28 protein-coding genes and 1 riboswitch are annotated in these 26,848 nt (G+C 65.8%); of the genes, 18 read left to right on the top strand and 10 right to left on the bottom strand.

What is annotated here, in order from left to right; genetic code table 11:
* Positions 1-51 precede the first annotated feature (51 nt).
* Together F467_RS0110430 and F467_RS0110425 are read left to right on the top strand one after the other, a co-directional pair.
* Complete coding sequence (locus F467_RS0110430; RefSeq protein ID WP_018137924.1) at positions 52-1,197, top strand: lipocalin-like domain-containing protein; 1,146 nt, start codon at positions 52-54, stop codon at positions 1,195-1,197.
* 157 nt (positions 1,198-1,354) lie between these two features.
* Entirely contained in the window at positions 1,355-1,909 is a 555-nt protein-coding gene (locus F467_RS0110425; RefSeq protein WP_018137923.1) for a transposase, read from the top strand.
* Positions 1,910-2,035: 126 nt separating this feature from the next.
* Here the strand turns inward: F467_RS0110425 and F467_RS0110420 are convergent, their stop codons facing one another.
* The gene (locus F467_RS0110420) at positions 2,036-2,236 is read right to left on the bottom strand and encodes a PA3496 family putative envelope integrity protein (protein WP_012983058.1); all 201 of its coding nucleotides are present in this window, start codon (positions 2,234-2,236) and stop codon (positions 2,036-2,038) included.
* Positions 2,237-2,525: 289 nt separating this feature from the next.
* Between F467_RS0110420 and msrP the strand changes: the two genes are divergently transcribed.
* From msrP to F467_RS0110390, 6 genes are all read left to right on the top strand, one after another.
* Positions 2,526-3,497 (top strand): protein-methionine-sulfoxide reductase catalytic subunit MsrP, encoded by a 972-nt coding sequence (gene msrP / locus F467_RS0110415; protein ID WP_018137922.1) that lies wholly within the window; start codon positions 2,526-2,528, stop codon positions 3,495-3,497.
* 64 nt (positions 3,498-3,561) lie between these two features.
* Positions 3,562-4,155, top strand: coding sequence for a sulfite oxidase heme-binding subunit YedZ (locus F467_RS0110410; RefSeq protein WP_018137921.1), 594 nt, complete (start codon positions 3,562-3,564; stop codon positions 4,153-4,155).
* A 97-nt stretch (positions 4,156-4,252) separates the two neighbouring features.
* Entirely contained in the window at positions 4,253-4,738 is a 486-nt protein-coding gene (ribE, locus tag F467_RS0110405; protein WP_018137920.1) for a 6,7-dimethyl-8-ribityllumazine synthase, read from the top strand.
* A 251-nt stretch (positions 4,739-4,989) separates the two neighbouring features.
* Entirely contained in the window at positions 4,990-5,553 is a 564-nt protein-coding gene (gene nusB / locus F467_RS0110400) for a transcription antitermination factor NusB (protein WP_081601189.1), read from the top strand.
* Positions 5,554-5,575: 22 nt separating this feature from the next.
* Entirely contained in the window at positions 5,576-6,550 is a 975-nt protein-coding gene (thiL, locus tag F467_RS0110395) for a thiamine-phosphate kinase (protein ID WP_012983053.1), read from the top strand.
* 40 nt (positions 6,551-6,590) lie between these two features.
* A complete protein-coding gene (locus F467_RS0110390; protein WP_012983052.1) occupies positions 6,591-7,136 on the top strand; it encodes a phosphatidylglycerophosphatase A in 546 nt (181 codons plus the stop codon).
* A 103-nt stretch (positions 7,137-7,239) separates the two neighbouring features.
* On the opposite strand, the gene F467_RS0110385 is transcribed toward F467_RS0110390, so the two are convergent.
* Positions 7,240-7,524 (bottom strand): hypothetical protein, encoded by a 285-nt coding sequence (locus F467_RS0110385; RefSeq protein WP_018137846.1) that lies wholly within the window; start codon positions 7,522-7,524, stop codon positions 7,240-7,242.
* Positions 7,525-7,646: 122 nt separating this feature from the next.
* On the opposite strand from F467_RS0110385, the gene F467_RS0110380 reads away from it, so the two are divergent.
* Both F467_RS0110380 and F467_RS0110375 read left to right on the top strand, forming a co-directional pair.
* Positions 7,647-9,095 (top strand): circularly permuted type 2 ATP-grasp protein, encoded by a 1,449-nt coding sequence (locus F467_RS0110380; RefSeq protein ID WP_012983050.1) that lies wholly within the window; start codon positions 7,647-7,649, stop codon positions 9,093-9,095.
* Between the two features lies 1 nt (position 9,096).
* Positions 9,097-10,044 (top strand): alpha-E domain-containing protein, encoded by a 948-nt coding sequence (locus F467_RS0110375; protein WP_018137847.1) that lies wholly within the window; start codon positions 9,097-9,099, stop codon positions 10,042-10,044.
* Positions 10,045-10,141: 97 nt separating this feature from the next.
* On the opposite strand, the gene F467_RS0110370 is transcribed toward F467_RS0110375, so the two are convergent.
* Entirely contained in the window at positions 10,142-10,990 is an 849-nt protein-coding gene (locus F467_RS0110370; RefSeq protein WP_018137848.1) for a proteasome-type protease, read from the bottom strand.
* Positions 10,991-11,133: 143 nt separating this feature from the next.
* On the opposite strand from F467_RS0110370, the gene F467_RS0110365 reads away from it, so the two are divergent.
* From F467_RS0110365 to F467_RS0110355, 3 genes are all read left to right on the top strand, one after another.
* Complete coding sequence (locus tag F467_RS0110365; protein WP_018137849.1) at positions 11,134-11,727, top strand: histidine phosphatase family protein; 594 nt, start codon at positions 11,134-11,136, stop codon at positions 11,725-11,727.
* A gap of 91 nt (positions 11,728-11,818) precedes the next feature.
* Positions 11,819-12,469, top strand: coding sequence for a histidine phosphatase family protein (locus F467_RS0110360; protein WP_018137850.1), 651 nt, complete (start codon positions 11,819-11,821; stop codon positions 12,467-12,469).
* A gap of 215 nt (positions 12,470-12,684) precedes the next feature.
* The gene (locus F467_RS0110355) at positions 12,685-13,392 is read left to right on the top strand and encodes a 2-keto-4-pentenoate hydratase (protein ID WP_018137851.1); all 708 of its coding nucleotides are present in this window, start codon (positions 12,685-12,687) and stop codon (positions 13,390-13,392) included.
* A 63-nt stretch (positions 13,393-13,455) separates the two neighbouring features.
* Here the strand turns inward: F467_RS0110355 and F467_RS0110350 are convergent, their stop codons facing one another.
* On the bottom strand, positions 13,456-13,905 hold the full coding sequence (locus F467_RS0110350) for a host attachment protein (RefSeq protein ID WP_018137852.1): 450 nt from the start codon (positions 13,903-13,905) through the stop codon (positions 13,456-13,458).
* Positions 13,906-14,117: 212 nt separating this feature from the next.
* On the opposite strand from F467_RS0110350, the gene F467_RS0110345 reads away from it, so the two are divergent.
* Positions 14,118-14,699, top strand: coding sequence for a GNAT family N-acetyltransferase (locus tag F467_RS0110345; protein ID WP_018137853.1), 582 nt, complete (start codon positions 14,118-14,120; stop codon positions 14,697-14,699).
* A gap of 31 nt (positions 14,700-14,730) precedes the next feature.
* On the opposite strand, the gene F467_RS0110340 is transcribed toward F467_RS0110345, so the two are convergent.
* From F467_RS0110340 to F467_RS0110325, 4 genes are all read right to left on the bottom strand, one after another.
* Positions 14,731-15,108, bottom strand: coding sequence for a YajD family HNH nuclease (locus F467_RS0110340; RefSeq protein WP_018137854.1), 378 nt, complete (start codon positions 15,106-15,108; stop codon positions 14,731-14,733).
* Between the two features lie 78 nt (positions 15,109-15,186).
* On the bottom strand, positions 15,187-17,787 hold the full coding sequence (locus F467_RS0110335) for a bifunctional diguanylate cyclase/phosphodiesterase (RefSeq protein ID WP_018137855.1): 2,601 nt from the start codon (positions 17,785-17,787) through the stop codon (positions 15,187-15,189).
* A gap of 133 nt (positions 17,788-17,920) precedes the next feature.
* A complete protein-coding gene (locus F467_RS0110330; protein ID WP_018137856.1) occupies positions 17,921-18,937 on the bottom strand; it encodes an alpha/beta fold hydrolase in 1,017 nt (338 codons plus the stop codon).
* Positions 18,938-18,944: 7 nt separating this feature from the next.
* Positions 18,945-20,966, bottom strand: coding sequence for a site-specific recombinase (locus tag F467_RS0110325; RefSeq protein ID WP_018137857.1), 2,022 nt, complete (start codon positions 20,964-20,966; stop codon positions 18,945-18,947).
* Between the two features lie 355 nt (positions 20,967-21,321).
* Between F467_RS0110325 and F467_RS0110320 the strand changes: the two genes are divergently transcribed.
* Positions 21,322-22,494, top strand: a complete 1,173-nt coding sequence (locus tag F467_RS0110320) for a TlpA disulfide reductase family protein (RefSeq protein WP_018137858.1) — start codon at positions 21,322-21,324, stop codon at positions 22,492-22,494.
* Positions 22,495-22,558: 64 nt separating this feature from the next.
* Here the strand turns inward: F467_RS0110320 and F467_RS0110315 are convergent, their stop codons facing one another.
* Together F467_RS0110315 and F467_RS0110310 are read right to left on the bottom strand one after the other, a co-directional pair.
* On the bottom strand, positions 22,559-23,194 hold the full coding sequence (locus F467_RS0110315) for a TMEM165/GDT1 family protein (RefSeq protein ID WP_018137859.1): 636 nt from the start codon (positions 23,192-23,194) through the stop codon (positions 22,559-22,561).
* Between the two features lie 117 nt (positions 23,195-23,311).
* Positions 23,312-23,429, bottom strand: a riboswitch (yybP-ykoY riboswitch).
* Between the two features lie 89 nt (positions 23,430-23,518).
* Complete coding sequence (locus F467_RS0110310; protein ID WP_018137860.1) at positions 23,519-24,928, bottom strand: diguanylate cyclase; 1,410 nt, start codon at positions 24,926-24,928, stop codon at positions 23,519-23,521.
* A gap of 186 nt (positions 24,929-25,114) precedes the next feature.
* Between F467_RS0110310 and F467_RS0110305 the strand changes: the two genes are divergently transcribed.
* The 3 genes from F467_RS0110305 (at position 25,115) to F467_RS0110295 (ending at position 26,810) form a co-directional block, all read left to right on the top strand.
* The gene (locus F467_RS0110305) at positions 25,115-25,738 is read left to right on the top strand and encodes a TetR/AcrR family transcriptional regulator (RefSeq protein ID WP_018137861.1); all 624 of its coding nucleotides are present in this window, start codon (positions 25,115-25,117) and stop codon (positions 25,736-25,738) included.
* 11 nt (positions 25,739-25,749) lie between these two features.
* On the top strand, positions 25,750-26,238 hold the full coding sequence (locus F467_RS0110300) for a DsrE family protein (RefSeq protein WP_018137862.1): 489 nt from the start codon (positions 25,750-25,752) through the stop codon (positions 26,236-26,238).
* Positions 26,239-26,309: 71 nt separating this feature from the next.
* Positions 26,310-26,810, top strand: a complete 501-nt coding sequence (locus F467_RS0110295; protein ID WP_018137863.1) for a DsrE family protein — start codon at positions 26,310-26,312, stop codon at positions 26,808-26,810.
* Positions 26,811-26,848 lie beyond the last annotated feature (38 nt).

Below are 26,848 nucleotides of genomic sequence, written 5' to 3'. Positions count from 1 at the left end.
TCGCGGGCAAGCCCGCTCCCACAGGCACTCTTATGCCAGGTCCTGCGCCTGTTGGTGCTGGTTGGGCTCGTGGTATTGCTGGCGGCCTGTGGCGGGTCGGAGCCGCCGGATGCGCGCGAGGCCGAGGTGTCGGGGCTGCGGGTGGGCGAGGCCCTGGGCGGGGAGGAGACGGAGGGGTTCCGGCGTGCGGATGCGCCGCGGGTGTTCGAGTTTCCGCGTGATCACGGGCCGCACCCGGGGTTTCGTAACGAGTGGTGGTATGTGACCGGCAATCTCGACGGGCCGGAGGGCGAGCGGCTGGGCTTTCACATCACCTTCTTCCGCGTCGGGCTGGCGCCGGAGCTGGCGGGGGACGCCCGCTGGCACGATTCGGCCTGGGCCAGCCCGGATATCTGGATGGCGCATACGGCGGTGGTCGACCGCGAGGCCGGGTACCACGCCTCCGAGGAGCGCTTCGTGCGCGACGGGGCGGGGCTGGCGGGTGCGTCCGATCCGGTCGGTCGGGTGTGGGCCGAGGACTGGCAGCTCGCGGATCTGGACCGGAATCGCTGGACGCTGGACTTCAGCGTGGACGACTACCGGCTGGCGCTGGAACTGGAGCCCCTGCGCGGCCCGGTGCTCCAGGGCGAGGCGGGGCTCAGCCAGAAGGGCCCGGAGCCGGGCAATGCCTCCTATTACTACTCCATGCCCCGCATCGCGGTGAGCGGGGAGGTGGAGCGCGCGGAGCATGGGCCGCTGACAGTGACCGGTCAGGCCTGGATGGACCGCGAGTGGAGCACCAGTGCGCTGTCCGAGGATCAGGTGGGCTGGGACTGGTTCGCGCTGCAGTTCGACGACGGGCTGGACGTGATGTACTACCAGCTGCGCAAGGAGGACGGGGAGCCGCACCCGCTGTCCAAGGGCCGCTGGATGCCGGCAGATGCCGACGACCGATTGCTGGAACCCGACCAGGTCGAACTGGAGCCCCGGCGCTGGGCCACGCAGCCCTCCGGCAACCGCTACCCGGTGGAATGGGCGATGCGCATCGCGCCGCCGGACGGCTCGGGCCCACGCGAATTCACCGTGCGCGCCATCCGCGATGAACAGGAGATGGATACCGTAATCCGCTATTGGGAAGGCGCGGTGGACATCCTGGATAGCGAGGGCCAACCCGTTGGGCGCGGCTTCGTGGAACTGACCGGCTACGACGACGAGTAGGCGGGGGCTTGGGCGGCACATCCTGCGTTGATGCGTTTCGCGGGGCTCAACGCATCCTACGAAGGGGAGGGGATAGCTGTAGGATCTGATGAGCGAAGCGAATCGCATCATTCCGCAACAACGTTGAAGACCATGAACCCAGGGAAGGGGGCTATGGATGACGGACTATCGCCGCGTATACGTGCCCGGCGGCACGTATTTTTTTACCGTGAACGCCGCCTGGCGTCGCAACACCACCCTGCTGACCGATCATATTGATGCCCTGAGGGACGCATTTCGCGAGGTACGGCGACGGCACCCGTTCGTCATAGACGCAATGGTGGTGCTGCCCGAGCACCTGCACTGCATCTGGCGGTTGCCGGAGGGCGATACCGATTTCAGTCGGAGATGGCGACTGATCAAGGCACGCTTTTCGCGTTCGATTGCGCCGATCGAAACCCGAACATACAGCCGGGCTCGGCGAGGCGAGCGCGGCATCTGGCAGCGCCGGTTCTGGGAACGTTGCATACGTGACGAGCGGGATTGGGCGCGGCATGTCGATTACATCCATTACAACCCGGTCAGGCACGGCTGGGTTCGGGCCGTGGCGGATTGGCCATATTCCAGCTTCCACCGGTTCGTGCGGGCCGGGGTGTATCCGGCGGACTGGGGCGGGGTGCCCGAGATGGAGAATTGGCCTTTGGGGGAGAGGGATTGGAGATTCAGGGATTGATGCGATTCGCTTTGCTCATCGCATCCTACGAGGCTACCCCTGCCGCCCCTCGTAGGATGCGTTGAGCCCCGCGAAACGCATCGTTGATAAACGCAGGGTGGCCCATATGGGCCACCCTTCTTTTGGCTACCAGTCCAGTGGGTCGCTGGCGTGGTCGAGGTCGAAGTCGTCCTGCAGGTGGGCGCGCAGGGCGCGTTCTTCCATCATGCGTTCGAGGGCACGGCGGGCGGCGTGTTTGCTCGGGCCGCGGTCGTTGACGAGCGGGTTCTCGAACAGGCCGGTGAGGTCTTCGGTGCTGTCGAAACCGGTATCGAGATTGAGGTCCATGCGGGGTCTCCAGGTATGCCGGCCGGGCCACCCCGGTACTGCGGCATCAGGAAAGCCTTATATAGCGACGGCGGCCGCGCGCAAGCAGAAAATTCTTATGCCTTGTCGCGTTTCCTTATTGTCCACAGTCGGAGCATGACAGCGGCAAAAGTGCCAGGGTTTTCGAACTTGGCGACGGGTTACCGGTCCATCCCGAAGGAGACACTTGGACAGGCACCTGCGGTGCCGCCCTGCAGGGAATGGACTGGCGGTCCGGTTGGTCCCGAATGGTCGAGATGCGAGGTTGTTCATGCTGATTCGTACGCGGCGGCGTTCCGATCCCGCCCGCAGCGAAATTACCCCGAAGGCAATCTACCAGCGACGGCGGGAATTCCTGCGCGCGGGTGTAGGGCTGGGTGCCGGTCTGGCCCTGGGCGGGCTGGGCATGGCGGTCCCGGCGACGGCTGCTTTGCGCGGCTTTGAGCTTGATTTCGAGCCCAGTGATTACTCCACCGACGAGTTGAAGACGCCGTACGAGGAGATCACCAGCTACAACAACTTCTTCGAGATGGGGCCGGGCAAGGGCGATCCCAAGACCTATGCCGACCAGCTGAAGACGGATCCCTGGACCATCAAGGTGGATGGGCTGTGCGACAACCCGGGTGAGTACGCGGTGGAGGACTTCATCAGTCCCTGGTCGCTGGAGGAGCGGATCTACCGCATGCGTTGTGTCGAGGGCTGGTCGATGGTGATCCCGTGGATCGGCTTCGAGCTGAACCGCATCATCGACAAGGCCGAGCCCCGGGGCGATGCCCGCTATGTGGCCTTCGAGAGTATTTACGACCCGGACAACCTGCGCGGCCAGCGCCGACGCCGCGGCAGTGGCGGGCTGCAGTGGCCTTATACCGAGGGCCTGCGCATGGACGAGGCGATGCACCCGCTGACGATCCTCGCCGTAGGGCTGTACGACGAGGTGCTGCCGAACCAGAACGGGGCGCCGATCCGTCTGGTCGTGCCCTGGAAGTATGGTTTCAAGAGCATCAAGTCCATCAAACACATCCGCTTCGTCGAGGACGAGCCGCCGACCCTGTGGAATCAGGCGCAGCCCGATGAATACGGCTTCTACAGCAACGTGAACCCGGACGTGGATCACCCGCGCTGGTCGCAGCGCACCGAGCGGCGCATTGGCGAGTTTCGCCGTCGGCGCACGGAGATGTTCAACGGGTATGGGGATGAAGTCGCCTCGATGTACGAGGGGATGGACCTGACCGAGTATTTCTGACGGGTTCGGCGTGGCGACGACTCAACGCCGCAGAGGGCAGCCCCCGCGAGGCGTCTGGACGGGCGTGCTGCTGCTCTCGCTCGTGCCCGCGGTCTGGATTGGCCTGCGCGCGCTCGGATGGTTCGGCGGGCTGGGGGCGAACCCCATCGAGAAGCTGCTGGAGCTCTCCGGCACCCACGCGATGATCGCGCTGCTGATCGCGCTGGCCGTGACCCCGCTGCGGCAGATGACGGGGCTGGCCTGGATTACCCGGTTGCGCCGGATGCTGGGGCTGGTGGCGTTCGGCTATGTCACCGCGCATGCCCTGACCTGGCTGGGGCTGGACCTGTTCTTCGACTGGGAGCTGGTGCTCTACGACCTGACCGAGCGGCCGTTCGTGATGGTCGGCTTTGCCGCCTGGGTGATCCTGCTCGCCCTGGCGGTAACCTCCACCGACGGGGCACAGCGCTGGCTCCGCAAGAAATGGGTCTGGCTGCACCGCGGGGTGTACGTGGCCGGGGTGCTGGCGATCCTGCATTTTCTCTGGCTGGCGCGGGCGGACTATGGCGAGGTCGCGCTGTACGCCGCGATCCTGGCCTTCCTGCTCGGCTGGCGGGCGGTCCATTCCTGGATCTCGGCGCGAACGGTGCGGGCACGCAGGGCCGCCACCGCTTCCTGAAGCCCCGTCCATAAGCGTCTCCCCAGGCGCGCCGCGATGCTACACTACGCAGGATTTGCGGGCCGCGTGTCCGCCCCATTCCGACCGGAACCACATCATGCACGAGATCGAGACCCTGGAAGGCGAGTTCACGGATGCCGCCAACCATCGCTACGGCCTGCTGCTGGCGCGCTTCAACAGCCTGATCGTCGAGCGCCTGCTGGAAGGCGCGGTCGACACCCTGAAGCGCCACGGCGTGGCGGAGAAGAACCTGACCATCGCACGCGTGCCCGGCGCCTACGAGCTGCCGCTGGCGGCGCAGGCGATGGCGCGCTCCGGCCGTTATGACGCGGTGATCGCGCTGGGCTGCGTGATCCGGGGCTCGACCCCGCACTTTGACTATGTCGCGGGCGAGGCCGCCAAGGGCCTGGCCCAGGTGCAGATGGCCGAGGACCTGCCGATCAGCTTTGGCGTGCTGACGACCGACTCCATCGAGCAGGCCATCGAACGCGCCGGCACCAAGGCCGGCAACAAGGGCGCGGATGCCGCAATGGGCGCGATCGAGATGGTCAGCCTGATGCGCAAGCTGCGCGCCGACTCCTAAGGGAAACACTGATCCATGTACACACTCGCGTTGACACCCCAGGTTTTCCGAGATAAGGCGCGTCGTGCAGCGGGTAGTGGTTCTACCCGCAAGCGGCGCAACGCAAGATCGGGGAACCTGGGGTGCCAACCCCGAAGGGGCTCGGCCGCTTTTGCGCGCGCACGGCGTTGCGGTTCCCTTGTGCAGAATGACTGCACGGCAGTCACCGCGCCTTGTTCGCACGCAAAAGCGACTCGAGCGCGAGCGTGTCCATGGATCAGTGTTTCCCTAAGCGAGTGGGTGCCGTACACGCCGTGAGTGAATCCCATAACCCTTCGCAGCCCGCAGGCAAGAACCCGCGCCAGGGCGGGCGGGGCAAACGCCCGCACAGTACGCCCGAGCAGCGTGCCCGCCACGCACGCTCGGTTGCGCGCCGCCGTGCCATGCAGGCCCTGTATTCCTGGCAGATGACGGCGGCCGAGCCCAAGGACATCCTGGCCGAGTTTCGCGACGACGAGGAACACGCCAAGGCCGACGCCGAATACTTCCGCGAGATCCTGATCGGTGTGACACGCAACCGCGAGGCCCTGGATGCCCGTATGGAGCCGTACCTGGGCCGTCCGCTGGATCAGCTCGACCCGGTCGAGCGGGCCCTGCTGTGGCTCGGCCAGTGGGAGCTCGCCGAGCGCATCGATGTGCCCTATCGCGTAGTGATCAACGAGGCGGTGGACCTGGCCAAGCGTTTCGGCGCCGAGCAGTCGCACCGCTACATCAACGGGGTGCTGGATCGGCTCTCTGCCGACCTGCGCGGCCCCGAGCGTTCCGTTCAACGCTGATTCCGATGGGCCGCCTCTCGCCATGACCGGTCCCGACTCCGAATTCGATCTGATCCGGCGCTACTTTGCCGAACCTGCCGGGACCAGCCCGGACGTGCGCCTGGGCATTGGCGATGACGCCGCGCTGCTTGGGGTGCAGGCCGGCCACGAGCTGGTCGTCAGCGTGGATACGATGGTCGAGGGGACGCACTACTTCCCCGACCACCCGCCGGCCAGCCTGGGGCACAAGGCCCTGGCCGCCAACCTGAGCGATCTTGCTGCGATGGGGGCCGATCCGCTTGGGGCGGTCCTGTCCCTGACCCTGCCTTCCGTCGACCATGACTGGCTGGCGGCCTTCAGCCGCGGCTTTCTGGCATTGGCCGAACAGGCCTCGGTTCCGCTGGTCGGTGGCGATACGACGCGTGGCCCCGGGGCAATCAGCGTGACTGTGCTGGGTCAGGTCCCGGCCGGGCAGGCCCTGCGGCGCGCCGGTGCCCGCCCCGGTGACCGCCTGGTAGTCAGCGGCGCACTGGGCGGGGCGGCCGCGGGCCTCGCCTTTGAGAAGCAGCGCCGGGCGCAGGGCCGGCCACCGGACGAGGAGTCCCCGGACTGCGCCCGCCTGTTCTGGCCGAGTGCGCGCCTGGCACTGGGGCGTGGCTTGCGCAATCGGGCGCGCGCCGTCATCGATATCTCGGACGGGCTGTTGGCGGACCTCGGCCATCTGGCCGCGGCATGCGGCTGCGGTGCCCGGGTCGACTGGTCGCAGCTGCCGGTCGATCCGTTGCTGGAAGGGCAGCCCGAGGAAATGGTTCGCGATTGTGTGCTCGCCGGTGGCGAGGACTACGAACTGCTGTTTGCCTTGCCGCCCACCGAGCCGCTGGAGCTGCTGAGCCTGAGCGTGCGCACCTCGCTGACCGTGATCGGCGAGTTCACCAGCGGCAGCGATATCGAGGTGGTGGACGCCCATGGCGCGCGGCTGGACGTCGCGCGCCGGGGCCACGATCATTTCGCGGGCTAGCCAGAAACACAAAAACAAAAGAACAAAGCCAAGGGACGTCATGGCCAGGAAGAAGACCGGCGCCGGTGCGGCGCCCGCCCAAAGCGCAAAGCCGAAGATGCCGTCGGCGAAGACGGTGTTCACTGATCCGATCCACCTGCTGGCCTTCGGGTTCGGGAGTGGGCTGTCGCGCTGGGCACCGGGGACCACCGGATCGCTCGGGGCGCTGGTGCTCTACTTCGCGATCATGAACTTCCCGGAGTGGGCTTATCTGGCCGTCACCGTGCTCGTGGTGATGGCCGGGTTCCACATCTGCGGGGAGAGCGCACGCCGTCTGGGCGTGCACGACCATCCCGGGATCGTCTGGGACGAATGGGCGGGCATGCTGATTACCCTGGCGTTCGCACCTGCGGGGCTCGTCTGGATCGTGATCGGCTTCCTGCTGTTCCGGCTGTTCGACATCCTCAAGCCGTGGCCGGCCAACTACTTTGACGCCAAGTGGAAGGACGGGCACGGGATCATGATGGATGACGTGGTCGCGGGGCTCTACGCCGGGTTTGCGCTGGTGATTCTCGCGGCGCTGTTCCAGCAGTTCTTCGTGCAGTAGCCGGCTTTCGGTTGTTAAAGCCCTTTGATGGGATTCGCGTTGCTCATCCCATCCTACGAGGTCGGTGGTGCGCTGTAGGATGGGATGAGCCAAGCGAATCCCATCAGCCCTGACGCCGGGTAAAGAGAGGCAATTCGTGGCGCCGCGCATTGGCCGCGATGAAGGTCCCGCGGCCCCCCTGTTCCGTGTCCAGACCGGCGCGTTCGGTCGACGCCTCGCCCAGAATCGTGGCAAGAAACACCTCCAGCTCGCGGCCGTCCACGCGTAGCTCTCCATAGGGTCCGCCATCGGTGGCCGGATACCAGAAAAGACGCGGCTGCCAGTTGCAGCCCTGGATCTTCGGATGCTCGTAGAGCGCGATCAGGCGCTGTTCGAGGGTGTCGCTCATGGGAACCTCTGGCGGGTCAGGGGGACGAAAAACGTACACCACCCCATTTCGGCTATTGCCCGTGGTGCCGGAAAAGGCGCTACTGTAGTGCAAACCGTTCCCCGCGTCAGAGGACCCGACGTATGGCGATTGACTGGAAGCAATACGACCCCAAGCCCTTCTTTGATGAACTGATTGCCAAGCCTGGCAAGCCGCGCAAGCCGGCGAAACCCCTGACCGATTACCTCAGCAGCCTGGACGACGCCGAGATCCAGAGCCGCAAGGCCGCGGCCGACAGCGCGATCCTGGAAATGGGTATCAGCTTCACGGTCTACACCGAAGGCGAGAACATCGACCGCGCCTGGCCGTTCGACATCATCCCGCGGGTGATCACCAAAGCCGAATGGGAGCGGGTGTCGGAGGGGCTGGAGCAGCGCCTGACGGCGCTCAACATGTTCATCAACGATATCTACAACAAGCAGCAGATCTTCAAAGACAAGATCATCCCGCGCTACGTACTGAAACAGTCGAAGAACTTCCGCGAGCAGTGCGTGGGGATCACCCCACCGCACGGCGTCTGGGCGCACATCTGCGGCACCGACCTGGTACGCGACGGCAAGGGCGACTTCTACGTGCTGGAGGACAACCTGCGTGTGCCCTCTGGCGTCTCCTACATGCTGGAAAATCGGCAGGTGACCAAGCGCGTGTTCCCGGAGCTGTTCGAGAACTCGAGCATCCTCCCGGTGGACGAGTACCCGACCCAGCTGTTCGACATGCTGGCCTCGATCTCGCCCCGCCCACAGGACTACCCGGAGATCGCGGTACTGACCCCGGGGATCTACAACTCGGCCTATTTCGAGCACTCGTTCCTGGCCCAGCGCATGGGGGCCGAACTGGTCGAGGGCGCGGACCTGGTGGTCGGTGATGACGACTGCGTGTACATGCGCACCATCGACGGTCTGGAACGGGTGGACGTGATCTACCGCCGGATCGACGACGAGTTCATCGATCCGGAGGTGTTCAATCCGGACTCGATGCTCGGCGTGCCCGGCCTGATGCGCGCCTGGCGCAAGGGCAATGTCGGGCTCGCCAATGCCCCCGGGGCCGGGGTCGCCGACGACAAGGTGATGTACGCCTTTGTACCCGAGGTGATCCGCTACTACCTCGACGAGGAGCCGATCCTGCCCAATGTGCCGACCTACCTGTGCGTGGACGACAAGGACCGCGAGTACGTGCTCGATCACCTGGACGAGCTGGTGGTGAAGCCGGCCAACGAGTCCGGGGGCTACGGGATGCTGGTCGGCCCGCACGCCACCAAGAAGCAGCGCGCGGAGTTCGCCCAGCTGATCCAGAAGGACCCGCGCAACTACATCGCGCAGCCAACCCTGGACCTGTCCGTCGCGCCGACGCTGTGCGGCGACGATATTGAACCGCGCCACCTGGATCTGCGGCCGTTCATCCTGCAGGGCGTGCGCACGGACGTGACCGCGGGCGGGCTAACCCGCGTGGCGATGCGCAAGGGCTCATTGGTGGTGAATTCCTCGCAGGGCGGGGGCAGTAAAGACACCTGGATCGTGGACGAGGAGAACTAAGATGCTCTCGAGAGTCGCGGAACGCGTGTACTGGATGGCGCGTTATGTCGAGCGGGCGGAGAACACCGCGCGCATGGTCACGGCCTTCCATCTGCTGGCGCTGGACATGCCGAAGTCGGTACAGCTCTCCTGGAAGGGCCTGGTCGAGGTGACCGGGAACGACGAGCTGTTCGACAACCACTACCAGCGCGAGGACGAGCGCAATTGCGTGAAGTTCCTGCTGGCCGATGCCGACAACCCCAGCTCGGTGCTCAACTCCCTGCGCTCGGCGCGCGAGAACGTGCGGACCACCCGGGACCTGGTGCCATCCGAGGCCTGGGAGGTGATGAACGAGCTCTACCTGTTTGCGCGTGACGAGATCGACCAGGGCATCGGCAAGCGCGGTCGCTTCGAATTCCTGTCGAGCATCGTTCAGCGCTGCCAGACCCTGACCGGGCTGCTGGCGGGGACGATGAGTCACGATGCCGCCTATGACTTCATCCGCCTCGGGCGCAATCTGGAACGCGCGGACATGGGCACGCGTCAGGTGGATGTCGGCGCGCTGAAGCTCCTGAAGAAGGACCACGACGACCCGGAGCCCTATGAGGGCCTGCTGTGGACCAGCATCCTGCGTTCCGAGAGTGGCTTTCAGATGTACCGCCAGCACGTGAAGCGGCGGATCAATGGCGTGGATGTCGTGCGCTTTCTGTTGCAGGACAGCGCCTTTCCGCGTTCGGTCACCCACGCCCTGAAGCAGGTGCAGGATGCGCTGGAAAGCCTGCCGAACAATGAAGTTCCACTACGGCTGGTCATCCAGGCCCGGCGCCATGCAATGAACGCCAACGTGGACGAACTGCTGGCCGAAGACGGTCTGCACGACTTTGTCGACCGCCTGCAGCAGGACATCGCGGATATCCACGGCGCCAATGCCGAGACCTGGTTCCTGGCCGCCCCTGCACAAGCCGCGTAACCCGCCCCTCTGGGAGCTTGCTTGCAAGCGAACGCCCCTGCCAGCGTTCGGCACGGGCAGGGGCTTCGCCGGCAAGCCGGCTCCTACGGCGCTGTGGTCAGCGGCGGGGCTTTTTGGGCTTGCTGGTGCTTGCCTTGGTGGTGCCGGCCTTGCTGCCGCCGGTGGTTTTGCTGGATCCACGGCTGACCCGCGTCCCGCGCTGCTTGCGCCCGTGCGTGCCTTCCCAGTCGAAGCGGGGGAGGTCGGTAAAGGCACGCTTGATGTTTTCGTCCCAGGCCTGAGTGAGGGAACGCAGGTATTCGTCGTCGGCCTCCATGCACAGGTAGTGGTCGAAGTCGAGGGTGCCGCGCTCGTAGACGAGGACCTCGATCGGCGGCCCGACGGTCAGGTTGGAGCGGATGGTGGAATCGATCGACACCAGCGCACAGCGGGCCGCATCGCCGAGCCCAGTGTCGTGCTCGATGATGCGATCCAGGATCGGTTTGCCGTACTTGCTCTCGCCGATCTGCAGGAACCGCGTCTGCTGCGACGTGGTGATGTAGTTACCCTGGGGGTAGATCAGGTAGACGCCAGGGGGGGCCTCCCCGATCTGGCCGCCGATGATCATCGTTGCCTCGGCCTGCATGCCGGAACGGGACAGGGCCTCCGAGTGTTTCTCGGTCTCCTCGCGATTCAGGCGCCCCAGGTACTCGGCGGCGTCCGACATGCGCTCCACGGTCGCCAGGCTCTCCTCGGCGTTGTCCTCCATGTCGCGCTTGAGCCGGTGCACCACGGCCTGCGTGGTGGCCAGGTTGCCGGCGGTCAGCACGACAAACATGCGCTGACCCTCGACCTCGAAGGTGTGCATCTTGCTGTAGGTGCTGACCTGGTCGACACCGGCATTGGTACGCGAGTCGGAGGCGAACACGAGGCCGTCGTCCAGATCGATGGCGACACAGTAGGTCATGCGGGAGCGGGATTCCGGGCTGGGGAGAACGGAATACTAGGGCCGAGATGGGGGGGCGTCAACGATCGGGTATGGCGAACCTCGGGTGGTACGGTTGGTCTGAACCGACTGGATGTCGGGTGGGAAACGTGAGGGCATAACGCATGTGGCGCATGGCTTTTATTCTGATTGCGACTCTTCTCGTACCGGCGGTGGGCCACGCCGATGCCGAGTTGGCTCCCGAGGCGCTGATCGAGCGCATGCAGGAGGGTGGGCTGGTGATCTACTGGCGCCACGCGGCGACCGACCGCAGCCAGCGTGACCGCGACCTGTCGGACATGTCCCGCTGCGAGCTGCAGCGCAACCTCAATGATCAGGGCAAGGACGAGGCGCGCAAGGTAGGCGAGGGTTTCGAGCGTCACGCCATTCCGGTCGAGTCGATCCTGAGTTCGGCGTTCTGCCGCAACGTGGATAGCGCCCGGATCGCTTTTGGCGAGGGCGCCTACGAGATCCGCGAGGATCTGTTCAACGTGCCGCCGGTACGCGATCGCGGGCGTCAGGACGAGCTGGTTCGCGCCTTGCAGCGTTATCTGAATACACCCCCCGAAGATGCCGACCAGAACGTCGTAATCGTGGGGCACAATATCAACCTGCAGCGGGCGGCCCGGGTGCAGATCGACGAGGGCGAGATCGCGGTGTTCGAACCCGGAGAGGAACGCCCGCGGCTATTGGGGGTGCTGACGCCCGACGACTTCTGAGCCGGTCCGCCCGGGCGCGCCCTCGATATTTCGTCTACGCATTAAGTATTGGATAGACGAAGCATGGGGAGCAGAGGCGATGGCGAGGCGGATGTTCGGGTTCTTTGGGGCGCTGCTGATCGGCCTCGTCCCCTTGGGGCTTGGGGCTGATGAGCTGAGCGCGGAACAATTGATCGAACGCCTGCAGGGCGGCGGGCTGGTCGTCTTCTGGCGCCATGCGGAGACCGACCGCTCGCACGATGACTACGACATCAGCGACATGGATGACTGCGCGGGGCAGCGCAATCTCAGCACCCTTGGGCGCAATCACTCGCGGCGGGTGGGTGACGGCTTCCGCGCGCTGGAGATCCCGGTCGAGCAAGTGTTGACCAGTCCCTTCTGCCGAAACTGGGAGACCGCCTCGCTGGCCTTCGAGGAATACGAGATCCGCTATGACCTCTTCAATCTCCCATGGGTGCGGGACGAGGACCGCCGTGCCCATCTGATCGATGGCCTTGCGCGCCACCTCCATACGCCCCCGGAGGATCCGTCTTCCAACATCGTGGTCGTGGGCCACGACCTGAACCTGCGCCAGGCGGTGGATCTGGAAATCCAGGAGGCCGAACTGGCGATCTTCGTGCCCGCACACGACGGCCCCAAGCTCCTCGGGGTGCTCGCCCCGAGTGACTTCCCCGAGCCCGATGCCGACCGTATCGCACCCGTCCCCGGGACTCCCGAACGCGAGGCATCCGATCCGCGCTAGCGACGTCACCTGGGCGGTCCCCGGGTACAATGGCCGTTTTGGGGAGAATCCGCATGCGTCCTTGCAGGGGTGTTGGCCTGCCAGGGCTGTTGCTCGGGTTATGGATCGCGGGTCCTGCATTCGCGGCCTGCCCGGAGGGCAGTGCCCATGAGGGCGAGGCTCTCGCAGCCGCCTGGCTGGATCGGGAGCCCGTAGCTCGGGTCCAACCGGAGGACATGGCCGATGCCCTGTGCATTCAGGGCGCCTTGGTGGCGGATCTGGATGCGGCGGTGGGGCCGCATGTGGGGTGGAAGGTCGGTCTGACCTCCGAGAGCATGCAAGAGCGCTTCGGCGCCGATGCCCCGGTGGCGGGCCCCATGCTGGTCGGGATGATCTGGCCGTCGGAGGTTCCGGTCGAACGGGATTTCGGCGCGCGCCCCATGGTCGAGGCCGATCTGGCCGTGCGCGTGGCGGACCCGGCCATCATGCAGGCATCGGACCATGCCGAGGTGCTCGCGGCCATCGACTGGGTGCTGCCATTCATTGAGCTCGTGGATCTGATGGTCGCGGACCCCTCCACCCTGGATGCCCGGAGCATTACCGCGATCAACGTGGGCGCTCGGGGAGGTGTCCTGGGCGAGCCGTTGCCCGTGAACCCGGAGATGGGTGAGACGCTGGCCGCGATGACGGTGGTCATCGAGAACGAGGATGGCGAGGTGCTGGGCGAGTATCCGGGTAGCGCCATCCTCGGACACCCACTGGACGCCGTACTCTGGCTGGTGGATGAACTGGCGGCCCGCGGCGAGACCCTCGAGGCCGGCGAACTGCTGAGCCTGGGGAGTTTCGGGCCCTTGTTTTCGGTGGATGAACACGACGCCTTCCGGGTGCGTTACGAGGGCCTGGTTCCGGGCCAGGCCCCGGAAGTCGAAGTGCGGTTCGAGTAAAAACGGGCCCGATCAAAAAAGGGGCCCGCGCTGGGCGGGCCCTTGTCGAGCAAGGTCAGTGGCTTAGTAGAGGAAGTCCGGCAGGTGACTGCGCAGGGCGGCCGGGTCCTGGATCTTGGAAACGTTCTTGGCAATCTGGGCGGTTACGATCTGCGCGACCTGCGGGTCCAGCAGTTCGCGCAGGGCCCCCAGGAATTGTGGCGCGGCAAGGATGACCAGCCGCTGATAGCTGCCGCTGTGATAGCCCCCCCTGAGACGGTCGGCGACTTCGCGGGCGAAACGGTTGCGTTCATTGACACTTGGGTCGGTGGTCTCCTGCATGGCGTGGCGGCCGTCACCTCCGGCGCTGCTCCAGCTGCGGCCGGGGCGGTCCGTGACCAGATCCCGGGGATGTACGCGGGACTCGGTGTGCGTCAGGGTTTCGATTTCGTGCAGACCCTGGCAGGCACGACCTTCACAACTGAGGATGCGCGCGCGGGCGGCGTCGGCCACAACGATCCATACGGTATCCATACAGTGCCTCCTGTTGGACAGGCGTGAATGCCCCGAAGGGCGAAATGAACGCGCGATCCACGAGCGGGCCCGGTACTGCGATCGGGTCCGCGCGGGATGTTGCATCCTTTCTTCTTGAGTGTAGATCGTTGTGGCTGAGTTTCCTGGTTCCAGGGGCATCGAATCGGCCCCTTTGATCTGTGTCACAGGACGTACAAATAAAGGAGGCGGGAGTGAATTTCACGGTGGAACGTGGCACGGGCCTTGAGCCGCACCTGGAGGCCATCGCGCGCCTGCGTATCGAGGTCTTTCGCGAGTGGCCCTACCTGTACGAAGGCTCCGTCGAGTACGAGCGGGACTACCTGGCCGACTATGTCCGCTGTCCGCAAAGCGCGGTGGTGCTCGCCTGGGATAGAGGAGAACTCGTGGGGGCGTCGACCTCGCTGCCGCTGGCGGCGGCCGACGCCGATTTTCAGGCCCCTTTCGCTCAGAACGGACTGGACCCCGAGCGGTATTTCTATCTCGCGGAGTCGGTCCTGCAGCGGCCTTATCGGGGACAGGGGGCCGGCCATCGCTTCTTTGATGCCCGCGAGGCCGCAGCGCGCGAGTCGGGCTATACGCAGGCGACCTTCTGTGCCGTCATCCGTCCGGACAAACATCCGGCACGCCCGGCGGACTATCGCCCGCTGGACGGTTTCTGGCGCAAGCGCGGCTACGAGCCCGCCGACGGGCTCGTGTGCCACTACCACTGGCCGGATCTGGGCGAGGACGAGGAGACCTGGAAGCCGCTCCAGTTCTGGTGGCGGTTACTGTAAGCAAGTCCTCGGGACGCCTGCCCCGCAGGCCTTACTTCGAGTCGTCGTCCCGGTTCAGCAGGTCGGCGAGCCCGGCGAAGGGATTGTGGGTCGCCGTGGTTTCGGCGCTCTTGCCGCTTCCCGGGGTCGCGTCGGTATAGCGCTGGTGTTCGTTGTCGTGGCAGTACAGGCACAGCAGCTCCCAGTTGCTGCCATCGGGGGGGTTGTTGTCGTGGTTGTGGTCGCGGTGGTGCACCGTCAGTTCCTGCAGGTTGGCGCGCGTGAACTCGCGCCCGCAGCGCCCGCAGACCCACGGGTACATCTTCAGCGCCTGTTCGCGATAGCCCCGCTCGCGTTCGGTCCTGGATTGATGGCTTTGCGCGACCAGCGCGTCCAGCCGTTCGGAAGACCCCTTGCCCTTTTGTCCCATCGTGCCTCCGGCCGCTTTGTCAGCCACAGCGTAGCGGTATCCCACGATAAAACAGCGTGGGCCGTCAGGCGAGGCCGTTCAGTGGCGGGTCTCGCCATTCCCGGGACCGGGCAGCGGTCCGGGGCCGGGGTGGCCAACATGAAAGCCCTGGGCGTAGTGGATGCCGATGGACTTGACCGCTTCCAGGATCTCGGCGTCCTCCACGTACTCGGCGATGGTGCGCACGTTCAGGTCGCGCGCCAGCGCCGCGATCGAGCGGACAAATGCCTGGTCGCGCGCGTCGTGGACCATGTTGCGCACAAAGTCGCCCTCGATCTTCACGAAGTCGATGGGGAAGCGCTTGAGGTAGTGGAACGAGGAGAAGCCCGAGCCGAAGTCGTCGACTGCGAACTGGAATCCCTGCTGCTTCAGGTCGAGTACGAACTGTTCCAGCACGGCCATGTTCTTCACCGTGTCGCGCTCGGTGATCTCGAAGACCACCTTGGCCGGCTCGATGCCGTGGTCGTGCGCCAACTGGCGGACCTTGCCGATGAACTCGCCGATGATCAGGGCGCGCGGCGAGAGGTTGATGAACAACAGCCCCGAGTAGCCGGAGCGGCTGACCTCGATAAAGGCCTGCTCGATCAGCACGTAGTCGAGCTGGTGCATCACCCCCATGGTGTCGGCGACCTCGACGAACTGGCCCGCCGGGATCAACTCGTCGCCCACACGGATGCGCATCAGCAGCTCGTGGATATGGGCCTCGCCGGTGGCGGTGTCCATGATCGGCTGGAAGTAGGGGACGATGCGGCGGTCCTCCAGCGCCTCCATGATCATGATGCCGGTCTCGCCCGCCTCGCGGAACACTGCGGCCACTTCTTCGTCACTCGGCACGCAGACCGCGTTTTTCCCCTCGCGCTTGGCCTTGTACATCATGTTGTCGGCCACCAGGAACAGGTCGCGCGTGTCCTTGCCGTGGCGCGGATAGGCGGCGATGCCAATGCAGGTGGTGGCCTTGACCCGCGAGCCGTCCGGGGCCGGGAGCGACAGGCCATCGGTGGCCTCGGCCATGTGCGCGGCCAGCTGCCAGGCGGAGTGCTGGTCGGTCTCGGGGAGGATCAGGGCGAACTCGTCGCCGCCGTAGCGCGCCAGGATGTCCTCGTTGCGGATCGCGCCCTGGATCGTCTCCGCATAGGCCTGCAGGAAGCGGTCCCCAAAGGCATGGCCGTAGCGGTCGTTGATGGTCTTGAAGTTGTCCAGATCCACGACCATCACCGCAAAGGAATAGCCATGCCCCTCGGCGCGCTTGATCTCGTAGTTGAACAGCTCCCAGAACACCCGCTGGTTGTAAAGATTGGTCAGCGGGTCACGCGTCGCGTAGTACTCGAGGTCTTGGGTGTACTTGTAGATCGCCTTCACCGAGCCGACCAGGTTCAGCAGGGTCGACAGGATGCTCTCGATCACGACATGGCGTACCGGGTCGCGCACCAGATCGGACTGCACGCCGATTCCGACCACCCCGCCAATGCGCGGGGTGTCCAGTACCAGTGACTTGGTCGCCAGCTCGATCTGGCGGGGCGAGAGTTCCGGCAGATGACTGGAGGCATCGGCGATGTTGTGCCGCACGCTGATATTGGCGTCCCGCACGAACTCCTCGGATGCCCGGATGCGATGCGTGGCCAGGCGTTCCACAGTGCGCCGGGTGGCCTCCGTGGGTTCCGCGCGCCAGAAGATCTCCAGCTCGTAGACGTCGTCGTTGGCCTTGAACAGGGTGAACAGGGTGTAGGCGTCGATGATCGTGTTGATCTCGGTCAGCAGTACCCCGATGTATTCGCGCCAGTCACGCACCACATCCGACGTGATGATGAACTTGTCCAGTAGCTTCAATTCGAACTCGAGGATGTCCTTGTCCACCGCGACCGCGCGCAGCTTGCGCACCAGGTCATCCACCTGGTCGACCACCTGATTGAGCTCCACGAACCCGGTGTCGATCGCCTGCGTCTCGACGTGGTTGAGGTCCTTGATCGCATTGACGCGGGTTACCTGGTCCTGGAAACGGCGCACCGAGCGGGTGATGGGCGCCGTTGCCCAGGCTGCGATCAGGGAGCCCAGCAAGAGCGTGCCCAGCCCGGTCCCGAGGAAGGTCCAGACCTGCTGGTTACGCGCCTCGCTGATGGCCGTGCCCAGGTCCTGGCGCACCTCCATCACCCCGAGCACATCGCCGCTGGACGCGTTGCCATGACAGGCGAGGCATTCGTTGCGGGCGCGCAGAGGGAAGGTGTAGCGCAGCTCGCCGTTGTCCTGGCGGCTTTCGATGGCGCCGGTCTCGAACGCATGCTCGATGCGCTCGTGCCACGCGGGCTGATCCACGTCGCCGTACAGTGCCGAGACCTTCTCGCCGCGATAGAAATCCAGCTGCAGCGGCGTATCCGCCAGCGATTCCTCGATCCCCGCCGAGAACGCCTCCAGCTGCTCGCGAGTCCAGCCCTCGCGCATGATCTGGAACATCGAGGCGAAGGTCTGGTGGGCGATGCCGCTGGCCGTCTGTTCTGCCTGGCGCGCCATCGTCCGTTCGTAGATCAGCGTGGAGGTGATATGGACTGTCAGGAACACGAGCAGGGCCACGCCCATGATCGCGGCGACGATGAACAGCCGCAGTCGCAGGGCCCGGCGCGGGGATGCGGGGCGTTCAGCGGACATGAAGACCTCGCGGGTCCAGGCAAAAGGCCTCTGAGTATTAGATACCTCATGCCCCGGGATCTTGATCTGGATCACATGCGCAAGCGATGCAACTTTTGTGGCCCTTTCGCCGGGGTGGGCCGGTCGGCGCGAATCAGCGTTGCGTGTTGAGTTCTTGCAGGTTCTGCACCATGGTCTCGGGCGCGCGTTCGTGGCCGGAGGGAAGGTTGGGCTCGGGGTCCAGCATCCAGGCAACGAGATCGCCAAAGGTGTCCGCGGAACGGGTGTAGCGCGTGAGCATGTGGTAGCCCTCGGGATAGAGCACCATGCGGTGGCCGGGGTCGCCGGTCGCGGCCAGGTGTTCGGCCAGCACCGCCGTAGGCCCGGGTGGCACGAGGTCGTCTTTCGCGCCGTAGAGCAGCAGGCTTGGGGCGGGGAGAGCATCTCCGGCACTCAGCGCGCGGCCCATCAGCGTGGTCAGTCCGTCCAGGGCGTCGATGCGGGCATCGCGCAGGACCAGCGGATCATCGCGCATCTGCTCCAGGACCGCCGGGTCGTCGGTGGGCCGGATATCGAATTCCGCCGCCATCTCGCCGGTCAGGCGCATGCCGGGGGCAATGCGGGCGCCAACCCAGAGGCCGAAGCGCTGGTACCAGGGCATTTGATCGCGGCTCCAGACGGCCGGGCTGATCAGCGCCGTCCCGCGCATGGGCGGCGGGTCTTCGCCGGTGGCGGCCACCAGGGCCACGGCCCCGCCCATGCTCTTGCCGATCAGGTAGGGCGGGTTGTCGGGATAGCGCTCGGCGAGGATGCGCAGCCCGGTGCGTGCGTCCTCGGCCATCGTCTGATAGCCCGCCCAGCGGCCGATATCGCGGTTGGCGCCAAAGCCGCGCTGATCAAAGGCGTAGACGGCGATCTCGTGCTCGGCAAGGGCCTCGCCCAGGGCCGCCATGCTGCCGCCGTGGTCGTTGAAGCCGTGCAGGGCCAGGGCGACCCGGCGGGGCTCTTCCGGTCCCCAGCGGTGTAGCGGGAGGCGGGTCCCGTCTGCGGCTTCCAGCACCTCGGCGTCCGGGCGTTCATCCGGGGCATCGTCCACGGCCGGCTGCGGCGGACTGCCGGCACAGGAGGCCAGCCAGAAGGCGGCGAGGACGATCCACCAGACGCGCATCATGCCGGCTTCACCTGGGCGGCGCCTCGTCACCTTCCTGTGCCTCGCCACCTCGTGGTGGGAGCAGGAATTGCGTCGGGTGTCGGCGCAGGTGTCGGCCGTAGGCCTTCAGCACGCGGTCGAAGGCCCCGATGCGGACGCCGCGGGCACGCAGGGCGACGTACAGGGCCAGGCCGAAGCTGACCCACAGGTTCACCGCGCCGATCAGCAGCACGAACACCAGGAACAGCAGGAAGGTGAACACGCCGATCGACTCGCTGGCGGTCACGTAGCCGAGGTTGGCGGAGGCGAAGGCCACATGCTGGATGTCCAGCGGCAGGTTCAGCAGGTAGCCGACAAAGCCGGTCATGCCGAGCAGCATGCCGAACAGGAAATTGCCCAGCACCGCGCCGTAGTTGTATCCGACCCAGTCGGCGAGACGGTGACGGGTGGTGGTTGGCAGCAGCCGCTGCAGCAGCGGGTGCTCGCGCAGGCGCCCGGGCAGGTCGAGATAGGCGCAGCGGTTGTCGAAGAACCCGGCGATCAGGCCAGAGACGAACAGCCAGACCCCGGCGATGGCCGCGAAAAACAGCGCCAGGCCCAGGATCGGGCGCAGGCCGTCCAGCAGGTAATCCGTCTCGGTGCCCGACAGGATCGGTGTGCCGAAACCCCAGGCCGCGAAGATTCCGATCAGTAGGGCCGTGGGGAGTGCCACGCCGACATTGCCCAACACGGCCGCGAACTGAGAGCGGCCCACCCGTACCAGCAGCTCTGCAAGCTTCGAGGCGTCGGCCGTGCCGCGTTCGTTCTCCTCGATCGCGGCCGCGAGGCGCGCGGCGGTCATCGCCGGCTGCTTTGTCGCCACGGTGAAGTGCAGGATGTGGATCAGCACAAAGCCCAGACCGTAGTTCAGGCTGACCCACAAGGCGTTCCAGCCCTCGGACAGGCCCAGGGATTCCACCTGGATCTTGATCAGCGCCATGAAGGCGATGATCAGGCCCGCACCGGCGCCCGAGCGCAGCATCGTCAGGTACTCGCCGCGATCACGGGTGATGTAGTGCTCGCCGGTGTCGGAGACATGCTGCGTGATGCTGCGCGAGACCAGCCGGATGTTGTCCTGCCACAGCGCGCGCAGCCCGTGGCGGCGGGCACTGGCCGTGACCAGCTCGCGGAACACGCCCACCGCGGTGGTGCGTGTGTGTGCCTCCTCGCGCGGCTCGAGCAGGTCCAGCAGCTTGTGGATGCGCGACAGCGTCTGGTCCAGGCGCTCCAGCAGATGGGTCAGTGACAGGCTGCTGCCATGCGTGATCGCCCGCCGGCGCAGGCGCAGGATCTGATCCCCGCACTGTTCCAGCAGCACGCGGGCATGGGCGTCGTCCATGCGCTCGTGGCCGGGGTCCTGCAGCCAGGCACGGTAGTCGCGCACATAGGCGGAGATCTCGCGCTCCTGCGCGACGAAGGCGGAATTGCGCTCGGCAATCGACGGATCCAGCCGCAGCAGCTCCGGTTCCAGTTCCTCGGCGGCGATCCAGATCGAGAGCATCTCCAGGGCGTAGAGCGTCTCGCTGCGGGCGCGGTCCAGCACGCCGGGGTGTTCGCCGGACAGGCAGCCCAGCGCCCCGAGCAGCCGGGACCAGGCATCGTCCGGCAGCGCCGATACCCAGATCGCGTCATCGGGGTTGTGGAAGACGTGGTAGAGCACGTCCCGAAGATCCGCGCGGTCCATCGGGTGCGGATTGATGCGCTCGTACAGGAGTTCCGCGGCCTCGCGGAAGAAGCCCTTGCGGGAGAACAGCCCCACGCCGGTGTACAGCGTCAGGTGACGGGCGTCCTCCAGGCCGGTCTCCAGACGTTCGCGCAGGCGTTCGCGAACCATGGGCTGTTCCTGGAGCGCCAGCGTCAGGCTCTCGATCCGGGCAATGACCGGCGCGACGTTGCGGGGGTTGTCTGGGCGCAGCCAGTCCACGATACGGCGCAGGGTCTCGGCGAGATCGCACGGACTGTCATCCTGCAGGGCGTCCAGCAACTGTGCGGCATCGTCCGGGGTCTGCATAACGCTCCCTGCGCAATCGGAATGTCCCCATTATACGGACAGCCGGTGCCCGGTCAGCGGCCCCCGGGTTCGCCCGGAACCGTGGTCAGGCCGAATACGAGAAACGAACAAATCCCGTGTAGCAAGGGCCGATCTCGGCGCATGCGCACCTCCCGTTGCGGCAATGCGGGTCGACGCGCGCGATATATTGAACATAGCAGGTGCCGGCTCGGCCGGTGCTGTTGATGAGGGCAGTGGCTGCATGAAGGCAACAGTAAGCAGGATGGGTGGGTTCCGGAGTGCGAGCCTCTGGGTATGGGTCTGCTGGTTGTTGCTTATGGGGTCGGCAGCCGCCCAGGCCGACCCCGAATCACGGGTGGTCACGGACGACTCCGGCGCCGCCTTCGACGTGACGTTGTATCCGGCCGAGGGCCAGCGTCTGTATCTGTGGCTGCTGCCTCAGGCAGGGCAACACGAGAACCATGATCGGCTGGCGCGCGAACTGGTCGCCTCGGGTATCGAGGTGTGGATGGTTGACCTGCTGGACGCGTATTTCCTGCCCCGTACCAATGAGAGCATGCGCAGCCTGGATGGTGAGGGCGTGGCCGCACTGATCCGGGAGGCGCACCACGAGACGGGCAAGGAGGTGATGGTGGTGGCCTCCGGACGCCCGTCGATCGTCGCGCTGCGCGGCATGCGCCACTGGCAGCTCGGCGAACCCGGCAGCGCCTACCTGATAGGCGCGACGCTGGGCTCCCCCAACTTGATGGTCGACACACCCGTGGCCGGGGCGCCGGCCGAGTACGTGGACGTGGCACGTGCCACCAACCTGCCGGTCTTCATCCTGCAGCCGGAACTGGGGGTCTATCGCTGGTATCTCGACGAGATCCTCGGCGCCCTGCGCGGGGGCGGCAGCCCGGTGTTCGTGCAGATGGTCCCCGAGGTGCGCGACTTCTACTACCTGCGTCGCGGCGACCCCAGTGCCGAGGAGCGCGCCGCTACCGATCAGCTGGCGCGTCAGCTACGTCGGGCGGGCAACCTGCTGGCGACCATGCCGCGCCCGCTCGCGGCAAGTCCGCTCCCGGAGCGCGAGTCGACCGTGGAGGCCCACCGCGGTCTGGTGGAACGCGATCACACCCCGCCGATGGAGGACTTCACGCTGACGGATCACCTGGGGGACGAGCAGTCCCTGAGCGACTATGCCGGGGACGTGATCCTGCTGAACTTCTGGGCGACCTGGTGTCCGCCCTGCGTACACGAGATCCCGTCGATGAACCGCATGGCGGAGAAGCTGGGCGAGGGCTTCGAGATCGTCTCGGTCAACTACCAGGAAAGCGCGGAACACATCGCCGAGTTCATGGACGAGGTGCAGGTCGACTTTCCGGTGCTGATGGATTTCGACGGCCGGGTGGCGGCGGGCTGGCGGGTATTCGCCTTCCCCAGCTCGTTCATCCTCGACCGCGAGGGGCGCATCCGCTATTCGGTTAACAGCGCCATTGAGTGGGATGATCCGGAGGTCATCGACACGGTACGCGAGTTGATGCAATAACGCGGCGAACGGAGCGCACCCGCGGGATCAGGAGATTTCGGCCTCCCGCGAGCGCAGCCTTGCGTTATTGCCCCTGCTGGTGGTTCTCGACCGCCTGCATCAGGAAGCCCGAGAGGTCCGGAAGGCCAAGATCGGGGATCCAGTTACCGGCCTCGGCCCAGGTCCACAGACCGATCAGCAGGAACATGCCGGAGGCGACAAAGCGCATCGGCGCGGCGGGGATGCGCGCGGCAAAGCGCTTGCCCAGGATCAGGGCCGGGGTGGTGATCAGCAGAATGCCCACGGTGGCGCCCAGTACGACGGGCAGCAGGGCGCCGGAGGCCCCGGCCAGGGTGACGACCGCCAGCTGGGTCTTGTCCAGCATCTCGAACAGGAAGAAGGCGACCGCGGCGGCGAAGAAGGCGCTGCGCGCCTTGGGCGCCTGCTCGTCTTCCTCGTCCTCCGGGAACAGGACCCAGATCGCCATGATCAGGAAGGCCGCGCCGACCACCCACAGGTGCCAGTCGGTGGCAATCACCGCGAACAGCCAGATCCCGACCACGGCGGACAACAACTGGTTCAGGAAGAGGCCGGTGGCCATACCCCAGAATACGGCCCAGGCACTGCGGCAGCGCATGCCGAACACGGCCGCCAGGAACATCGAGCGGTCGCCGATCTCCGCGATGGCCACGGCCACGATGGACAGCAGAAAGAGTTCCATGAATGCAATTCCGGGGCGGGCGGCGCAACGCAGAGCCGGTGACATCGCCATCCGCCGCCCGCCCACGGGCTGTCCTCGCGATCACGCGAGGCGGATATCGATGCCACAGGTCTCGTCAGGCCGCTTGTCGGAGGCGCACCGGGGCGCCTTCGGACGGGCTGCATACGCCATGGCCCGAGGGCCAAGGATGTTGACGCATGCCTCCGGCGCTGCCGGAGCGACTACTCCCCTGAGGGTGCGCGAACTATAACCAATGCGTTTAGGGTCTGTCTATCGTGTTTTTGGCGGACGTTGCCCTTGCGGGATTGGCGCGGCGGGCGACGTTCAGGATGGGGCCGGCGCAGCGTCGTCCGGCGTGGCGAACCGCGACTGGTTGCGGCCCTCGTCCTTGGCCCGGTACAAGGCCCGGTCCGCGCGCCGGAGCAGGCCTTCCGCTGTTTCCATCGGCTCGGCGAAGGCGATACCAGCGGAGCAGGTCTGCTGGTTCGGGGTGCGCTGACGGAGGCGCTCGATGACCGTGCGCGCCTGATCCGGACCGGTGTGAGGGAGCACCACCACAAACTCCTCGCCCCCGTAGCGGGCGACCGTGTCGCTGGGGCGCAGTTCCTGATGCCAGGCGGCGACCAGGTCGCGCAACAGGCGATCACCCTGCGCGTGGCCGTGCTGGTCGTTGTACTGCTTGAAGTAATCCAGATCGATGAAGGCTAGGGTGAGCGGTGTGTCCAGACGCCGGGCACGCGCAAGTTCTTCCTCGAGAACGGTTTCCAGCTGTCGGCGGTTCGCCGCGCCGGTGAGAGGATCGGTGCGCGAGAGTTGCTCCAGCGCCTGGGCCTGGCGTTGGGTCTCCCGGATCAGGCCGCTCATGCGAACCAGAACCAGCAGGAAGATCAGGATGGAGGCACCGGCGGCGACGCGCACCGTGTCGGTATCCACCCCGGCGGTGAACAGGATGATCCCCGGCACCAGTACCGCCGCAGAACCCAGGATGTAGAGCCTGCGGCGGGAGAGCTCATGGCTGCCGGTGCGGTCCTCCGGATTTACCTGGGTCGAGGGGTGCCAGGCGGCTGCGGCGAACAGGGTATAGGCGATCAGCCAGCCGGCATCGGTCAGTCCGCCGGGCTGATACCAGCCGGTGGAGTTCCCATGGGCGTAGAGCAGGTCGGCGCTCAGATAGGCCAGAACGCCGAGCAGCAGCAACAGCTGGCCATCAATGTGCGTGTTGTAGCGAAACACCAGGCGCAGTACCAGTGGCAGCAGCATCAGGTCGAACACTGGGTAGCCGGCCGACACCAGCAGCTGGAGGCTGGTCAGTTCCGGATCGTACACATAGGGCTGGATCAGCAGCGCCCAGGCGAGCACCGCCGCGGAGATGCCGACGATCAGGGCGTCGCCCAGGGCACCATCGTGCCGGTCCGTGGGGCCGCCCAGTCGCCACAGGGCGACAATGAATAGCGGATACACCGCCAGGTACAGGAAGTCCGGCGCCGCCGGAAACGGCTCAAGGCCCTGCAGATCCAGGACATACCAGATCAGGTGCCCGGTACCTCCGAGGAGCAGGGCGGTCGCGATCAGGATCCAGGCCGAACGGCACCAGGGGCCCCGGTCACGAAACAGCGAGGCCGCAACCACGGCGGCGGCGCCAAGGCTTGCCGCTACATACAAGGCCGCGGCAGTGTGGCCGTAAGGCATGGCCACATAGGCAATGGTGGCCACAAGCCCGATCGCCAGCCACACAAGCCATTGGCGTCGGCCGGATCCAGGCGTCATGGCCTGGGTGTGCGGATTATCTGAATCGGTCATTGATTCCCCCTGAGCCCTGATGTTGGCAGAAGCGACACGTTTTCGCGCGTGCCGCGTTGGGGATGGCAATCGCCGTGTTTCTGTCATAGGGTAGAACGAACGTTCGTTCTAGGGTGCGACATGTCGGCTGCGGTACAGGAGAATCTGCGCGGGGATGCGCTGCGCCAGCGTGTGCTGGAAACGGCGCTGGAGCTGTTCGGCACGGCCGGGTATTTCAACACCTCGATTCACGACATTCGGCGCGAGGCCGGGGTCTCGATCGGCTCGATCTACCACCACTTCGGCAACAAGGAGTCGCTGGCCAAGGCCCTGTACGACGACCTGCTGGAGCGGATGGATAGCGGGCTGCGCGAGGTGATGGAGCAGCAGCGGACGTGCCGCGCGCGCTGCGACGGCATCATCGCCTTCATGTTTCGGGCGGCGACCGACGATCCCCGAACCATGCGCTTCGTGCTCGAGGCGCGCCATCGGGAGTTTCTGCCAAACGAGCCGCCCGTTTGTTCGTCGCGGCCCTTCCTGCGGATGCGCGAGTGCATCGAGCAGGGCATTGCCTCCGGCGAGGTTCGCCCTATCGAAGTCCCGGTCGCTGCCACCGTGGCGTTTGGCGGGGCGATCCGCCTGCTCCACCTTCATCTGGACGGCGTCCTCGAAGAGCCCCTGTCGTGCTACCTCGCGTCGATGCAGGACGCGGCCTGGCGGGCGATTGCGAGTGATCCGCCTGCGGCCACAAGCCACCCCACCTAGGAGACCGAAGAATGAAAATGCTGGCTGTTCTTTCCCTGATCTTGACGCTGTCCGTGGTGTCACTGTCCGCGCATGCGGAACCGACGGATACCCGGGCCCTGGAGGGTGTCGACCAGGGCCGGGTCGTGTTTGACCTGAACAACAATGACCCAGAGCTGCTTGCGCTGTATCTGATGGTAATCCGCGAGACCTTCAACGACCTGACCGATCAGGGCGTCGAGCCGGACATGATCCTTGCCTTTCGTGGTCGGGCGGTGACGATGGTCAGCGAGGATCGCGAGCGCTTCGAGCTGACCGAGTTCGACCATCTGGATGCGATCGAGGAACACATTGCCGCGCTGAAGGAGAAGGGCGTGCGGATGGAGTCGTGCGCCGTTGCCACCCGCCTGTTCGGGGTGGATCACGGCGAACTGCTGCCGGGCATCGAGCCAGTGCGCAACACCTTCGTCTCGCTGACCGGCTACCAGGCCCAGGGCTACGCAGTGATCCCGATCTACTGAGCCGCCTAATGCGGCCACACCGGGCCCGAAAACAAGACAAGCGGGCCCCAACCCCAAAGGAGACATAGCTCATGCGAAACCGAATCCTGATCCTGCTGCTGGCCGCCTTGCTGCCTCTCGGGTTGATCTCGAAGGCGAATGCAGAAGGCCTGGACAACCGCGAGGCCACCCAGGGCATCGAGACCATGCGCGCGGTCTACGACATGCGCAAGTCCGACCCCGACGTGATGCTCGCCTACCTCCGTGGCATCGCCACCAATCACGAGAATCTGGTGAAGGAAGGCGTGGAACCGGACCTGCGCATGGTGTTCATCGCCGAGGCGGTCAAGTTCATCACCACCGACCCCGAGCCCGAGATCGCGATGGACCACGGCGACACGCTGGAGGAGATCGCGAAGGCCGTCGAACGCCTGGACGAGCTGGGCGTGCGCATGGAGGTCTGTGCCGCGGCCACGCGTGCCTATGGGGTGGACAACGACAAGGTCCTCGATGCGATCAAGCCGGTCCGCAGCGGCTTCATCGCCGTGATGGGCTACCAGAATCAGGGCTACGCGCTGGTTCCGGTCTACTGAGCACCTCCGGGACCTCTCACACGGTCCCTTTTTCGGCC

It is taken from the genome of Thioalkalivibrio sp. ALJ12 (genome assembly GCF_000378305.1).
Classification (GTDB): Bacteria; Pseudomonadota; Gammaproteobacteria; order Ectothiorhodospirales; family Ectothiorhodospiraceae; genus Thioalkalivibrio.
Note: the sequence above shows the minus strand (reverse complement) of the source record. Positions and strands in the feature narration are given on the sequence as shown.